Raw genomic sequence first — 5,089 nt, 5'->3', positions numbered from 1 at the left:
TCCGCCGTCGCGCGCGCCGGCTCCCCGGCGAGCAGCGCCCGCGCCACCTCCCGGACAGCCTCGCGGCGCTCGTCCAGGATCGCCGCCCGCTCCGCCTGGTACGCCTCCGTCACCGCGACGACGACCCGGTTGGTGCCGCGCAGCTGCAGCCGCGCCAGCATCGGCAGCGCGGCCAGCTCGTCCGGCCGGGCCTCGGCGACCAGCGCGTCCCAGACGACCTCGGCGCCGATGTAGTACGAGGCCAGCAGGTTCGCGAGCGGCATGCCCTCCTCGGCGCGCTGCGCGGCGCGCTCGCGGAACAGCCGCAGGTCGTCCTCGTCCGCCGGCGCGCCCTCGGCCATCCGCAGGAACCGCCTGATCGCGTGCCGCGCGGTCGCCGCGATCTCCACGTCCCGCATGTCCGCCGGCAGGTCCGCGTACTCGGGGAGCGCGGCGAAGCGCCGCTGCGTCAGCTCCCGCGCGAGCCGGTTCACCTGGCCCTCGCAGCGCGCCGCCAGGTCCGCCGCGACCTGCCGCACCCGGTCCTTCTCGATGACGACCTCCCCGCCGCCGATTGTGACATGTCACAGCCGAACCGGACGAACGCGGGAGAAGCGCCGGTTGTCGCGATGCGCCGTCCCGCAGCAGGGTGATCCGTACCACCACCCGCCGCCTGAACGGAGCCCGCCATGGACATCGAGAACTACGCGGACATCAAGGACTACGCGGACCGGGTCTGGCGCGGCGCCGCCGACGACAGCATCGTCCACACGGGCATGGGCGGCTCCGGCGTCATCGAGATCGCCGACGGCCTCGGCTGGCAGCCCGGCTTCGGCAACGTCATCGCCTTCCGCGGCCGGGGCGAGCTGATGCTGTTCGACACCGGCAACCAGATGACCGCCGCGAGGCTGCACGACCGCGTCCGCGCCTGGACGTCCGACCCGCTCACGCTCGCGTTCTACTCGCACGGCCACATCGACCACGTCATGGGCATGGGCCCGTTCGACGCCGAGGACGGACCGCGCCCCCAGGTCGTCGCGCACGAGCTCGTCCGCGACCGCTTCGACCGCTACGTCCTCACCGCCGGCTACAACTCCGTGATCAACCAGCGCCAGTTCCAGGCCCCCGGCCTGCGCTGGCCCACCGAGTACCGGCAGCCCGACGTCACCTACCGCGACGCGCTGACCGTCACCCGCGCCGGCCTCACCTTCGACCTCTTCCACGCCAAGGGCGAGACCGACGACGCCACCGTCGCCTACGTCCCCGAGTACAGGCTGCTCCTGCCCGGCGACCTGTTCATCTGGCTCACCCCCAACTGCGGCAACCCGCAGAAGGTGCAGCGGTACCCGCGCGAATGGGCGCACGCCCTGCGCCGGATGGCGGCCCTCGGCGCCGAGATCATGATGCCGTCGCACGGCGCCCCCGTCTTCGGCGCGGACCGCATCGCGCAGGCCCTCACCGAGACCGCCGAATGGCTCGAGAGCATCGTCGACCAGACCCTCGCGATGCTGAACGAGGGCCGCCGCCTCGACGACATCGTCCACGCCGTCGCCCCGCCCGCGCACCTGTCCGACCGCGTCTACCTTCAGGCCAAGTACGACGAGCCCGAGTTCATCGTGCGGAACCTGTGGCGCATGTACGGCGGCTGGTACGACGGCAACCCCGCCCACCTCAAGCCCGCGCGCGACGCCGACCTCGCCCGCGCCGTCGCGGCCCTCGCCGGCGGCGCCGCCAAGGTCGCCGACGCCGCCCGCCGCGCCGCCGACGGCGGCGACCTGCGCCTCGCCGCCCACCTCGCGGAGATGGCCGTCCAGGCCGACCCCGGCGACGCGTCCCTGCACGAGGCCCGCGCCGAGGTCTACGCCGCCCGCGCCGAGTCCGAGCCGTCCCTCATGGCCACCGGCGTCTTCAAATGGGCGGCCGACGAGTCCCGCCGCGCCACCGGCCGGCCCGAGACTCCGGCCACCGTCGGCAAGCTGATCTCCTGACCGCATCGGCCGGGTTGGGGGAAGTCGCGAGGAGGGCGAGGGTCGTGTCGAGGGGCTGGGCGTTCGGGGGAGGCGCGGTGGTGGTGTTCCACCAGTGGACGGCGCTGATCTCTTCGTTCGGGACGAACCGGTGGCGGGCGCTGACCTGGCCCGTGTAGACGGCGGCGTACTCGTCGCGGGGCGGGTCGACGAGGCGGAAGCGGGCGTGGCCGGCGAGGGCGAGGGCGGGGAGGTCGAGGCCGGTCTCCTCGCGGAGTTCCCGGACGGCCGCTTGCAAGGGCGTCTCACCGGGGTCGATCCGGCCGCCCGGGAGTTCCCACTGGCGGCGGTGGCGGTCGAAGACCAGGAGGACGGACGTCCCGTGGCGGACGGCGACCAGGGCGGCGGGCATCGGGGCGCCGGCCGGTGCGTTGGACGTGGGTACGGCAGGCAGGAACGCGGTCAGGGCGTTGCCGTTCGCGTCCGTCGCCAAGGTCCGGCTCATGGGGTCAGGGTAGGCCGGGCCGGTGATCGCTGAGAGCGAACGTTGCTGAGGAAATTATTAGTTGCTCCGTTTTCTTGAGTGAGTATGACTCAACTTGGTGTTGGGTTCCCGGGCGACCGGGACGGTCCCTCCCGAGGGGGCCGCGACGAAGGACTTGGAGCTGAGCATGAGCGAGACCCTGACGCTGCCGGTGCTGCCCCTGGACGACGGGGCCGTTCTGCCGGGCATGGTGGTGCCCCTCGACCTGTCCGAGAGCGGGGAGGTGCGGGCGGCCGTCGAGGCGGCCAAGGCGGTGGCGCAGCCCAAGGGCCCCGGCATCCGGTCGGCGGGCAAGCCGCGGGTGCTGGTGGTCCCGCGGGTGAACGGGCAGTACGCCGCCGTCGGCACGCTCGGCGTCATCGAGCAGGAGGGGCGGCTGCCGGGCGGTGAGCCCGGGGTGGTCGTCCGGGGCGTGCAGCGGGTGCGGATCGGGACCGGGACGACCGGGCCGGGCGCGGCCCTGTGGGTCGAGGGCACGTCGATCGAGACCCCGCCGGCGAGCGGCCGCGCGCAGGAGCTGGCCAAGGAGTACAAGGGCCTGGTCAGCGCGATCCTGCAGAAGCGCGGCGCGTGGCAGGTCGTGGACGTGGTGCAGCAGATCGACGACCCCTCGACGCTGGCCGACAACGCCGGGTACGCGCCGTACCTGACGACCGAGCAGAAGGTCGAGGTGCTGGAGACGGTCGACGTCGTCGAGCGGCTCGAGCTGGTCATCGGCTGGACGCGCGACCACCTCGCCGAGCTGGACGTCGCGGAGACGATCCGCAAGGACGTCCAGGAGGGCATGGAGAAGACGCAGCGGGAGTTCCTGCTGCGGCAGCAGCAGGAGGCCATCCGCAAGGAGCTGGCCGAGCTGAACGGCGACCCCGCCGGTGAGGAGGACGACTACCGGGCCCGGATCGAGGCCGCGAACCTCCCCGAGAAGGTCCGCGAGGCGGCGCTGAAGGAGGTCGACAAGCTGGAGCGGTCGTCCGACGCCTCGCCGGAGGGCGGCTGGATCCGCACGTGGCTGGACACCGTCCTCGACATCCCGTGGAACGAGCGGACCGAGGACGCCTACGACATCGCGGGCGCGCGGAAGATCCTGGACGCCGACCACGCCGGCCTCGACGACGTCAAGGAGCGCATCATCGAGTACCTGGCGGTGCGCAAGCGCCGCGAGGACCGCGGCCTCGGCGTCGTGGGCGGGCGCCGGAGCGGCGCCGTCCTGGCGCTGACCGGTCCTCCCGGGGTCGGCAAGACCTCGCTGGGCGAGTCGGTCGCGCGGGCCATGGGGCGCAACTTCGTGCGCGTCGCGCTCGGCGGCGTGCGGGACGAGGCGGAGATCCGCGGCCACCGGCGCACCTACGTGGGGGCGCTGCCGGGACGGATCGTCCGGGCGATCCGCGAGGCGGGCTCGATGAACCCGGTCGTGCTGCTGGACGAGGTCGACAAGGTCGGCGCCGACTACCGGGGCGACCCGACGGCGGCGCTGCTGGAGGTCCTCGACCCCGAGCAGAACCACACGTTCCGGGACCACTACCTGGAGGTCGAGCTCGACCTGAGCGACGTGCTGTTCCTCGCGACCGCGAACGTGGTGGAGGCGATCCCCGGGCCGCTGCTCGACCGGATGGAGCTCGTCCAGCTGGACGGCTACACCGAGCACGAGAAGGTCACCATCGCCCGCGACCACCTGCTGCCGCGCCAGCTCGACAAGGCCGGGCTGGAGCCGTCGGAGGTGACGTTCGGCGACGACGCGCTGCGCCTGCTGGCCGCCGAGTACACCCGCGAGGCGGGCGTCCGGTCGCTGGACCGGTCGATCGCGCGGGTGCTGCGGAAGGTCGCCGCGAACGTCGCGCTGGAGAAGGCGGAGCTGCCGGTCGCGATCGGCGCGGACGACCTGAAGGACTACCTGGGGCGGCCCCGGTTCACCCCGGAGGTCGAGCTCAGCAGGTCGGAGCGGCGGACGGGCGTGCCGGGCGTCGCGACGGGCCTGGCGGTCACCGGCGCGGGCGGCGACGTCCTCTACATCGAGGCGTCGCTGGCCGACAAGGAGACCGGTGACACCGGCGTGACGCTGACCGGGCAGCTCGGCGACGTCATGAAGGAGTCGGCCCGGATCGCGCTGAGCTACCTGCGCTCGCGCGGCGCGGAGCTGGAGCTGCCGGTCGGCGACCTGAAGGACCGCGGCGTGCACGTCCACGTGCCCGCCGGCGCGATCCCGAAGGACGGCCCGAGCGCGGGCATCACCATGACGACGGCGCTGGCGTCCCTGCTGTCGGGGCGGCCGGTCCGGTCGGACGTGGCGATGACCGGTGAGGTGTCGCTGACCGGGCGGGTGCTGCCGATCGGGGGCCTGAAGCAGAAGCTGCTGGCCGCGTCCCGGCTCGGCATCACCACCGCGATCGTGCCGAAGCGCAACGAGCCCGACCTCGAGGACGTCCCGGCGGAGGTGCTGGACAGCATGACGGTCCACGCCGTCAGCGACGTCCGCGAGGTGCTGGAGCTGGCGCTGGAGCCGGCCACCACGCCCGTGGCGGTCTGACCCGGCGGACGCGGAACGCCCGCGCCCGGGGGCGCCGGGGGGGCGGGGGGCGGGGGCCGGGCCCGGGGGGGGTGT

The 5,089-nt window shown here is 73.6% G+C and carries 4 protein-coding genes; 2 read left to right on the top strand and 2 right to left on the bottom strand.

The window, feature by feature from the left end; translation table 11 throughout:
* On the bottom strand, window positions 1–518 hold a 518-nt coding region (locus ABZ914_RS26310), incomplete at its 3' end, for an RsbRD N-terminal domain-containing protein (protein ID WP_500196447.1).
* Window positions 519–668: 150 nt separating this feature from the next.
* On the opposite strand from ABZ914_RS26310, the gene ABZ914_RS26305 reads away from it, so the two are divergent.
* Window positions 669–1,967 (top strand): alkyl sulfatase dimerization domain-containing protein, encoded by a 1,299-nt coding sequence (locus ABZ914_RS26305; protein ID WP_500196446.1) that lies wholly within the window; start codon window positions 669–671, stop codon window positions 1,965–1,967.
* Here ABZ914_RS26305 and ABZ914_RS26300 read toward each other — a convergent pair.
* Window positions 1,888–2,451, bottom strand: coding sequence for an NUDIX hydrolase (locus tag ABZ914_RS26300; protein WP_500196444.1), 564 nt, complete (start codon window positions 2,449–2,451; stop codon window positions 1,888–1,890). The genes ABZ914_RS26305 and ABZ914_RS26300 overlap by 80 nt on opposite strands.
* Before the next feature lie 166 nt (window positions 2,452–2,617).
* Here ABZ914_RS26300 and lon point away from each other — a divergent pair, with 166 nt between their 5' ends.
* Window positions 2,618–5,014, top strand: a complete 2,397-nt coding sequence (lon, locus tag ABZ914_RS26295; RefSeq protein WP_500196443.1) for an endopeptidase La — start codon at window positions 2,618–2,620, stop codon at window positions 5,012–5,014.
* The last annotated feature ends 75 nt before the right edge of the window (window positions 5,015–5,089 follow it).

Origin of the sequence: Spirillospora sp. NPDC046719, from assembly GCF_040645715.1 — a bacterium.
Lineage (GTDB): Bacteria > Actinomycetota > Actinomycetes > Streptosporangiales > Streptosporangiaceae > Spirillospora.
Note: the sequence above shows the minus strand (reverse complement) of the source record. Positions and strands in the feature narration are given on the sequence as shown.

Bases quoted from the DNA above. Each gene is read 5' to 3' on its own strand.
- ABZ914_RS26305 (WP_500196446.1), top strand. From the start codon at position 669: ATGGACATCGAGAACTACGCGGACATCAAGGACTACGCGGACCGGGTC.
- lon (WP_500196443.1), top strand. From the start codon at position 2,618: ATGAGCGAGACCCTGACGCTGCCGGTGCTGCCCCTGGACGACGGGGCC.
- ABZ914_RS26300 (WP_500196444.1), bottom strand. From the start codon at position 2,451: ATGAGCCGGACCTTGGCGACGGACGCGAACGGCAACGCCCTGACCGCG.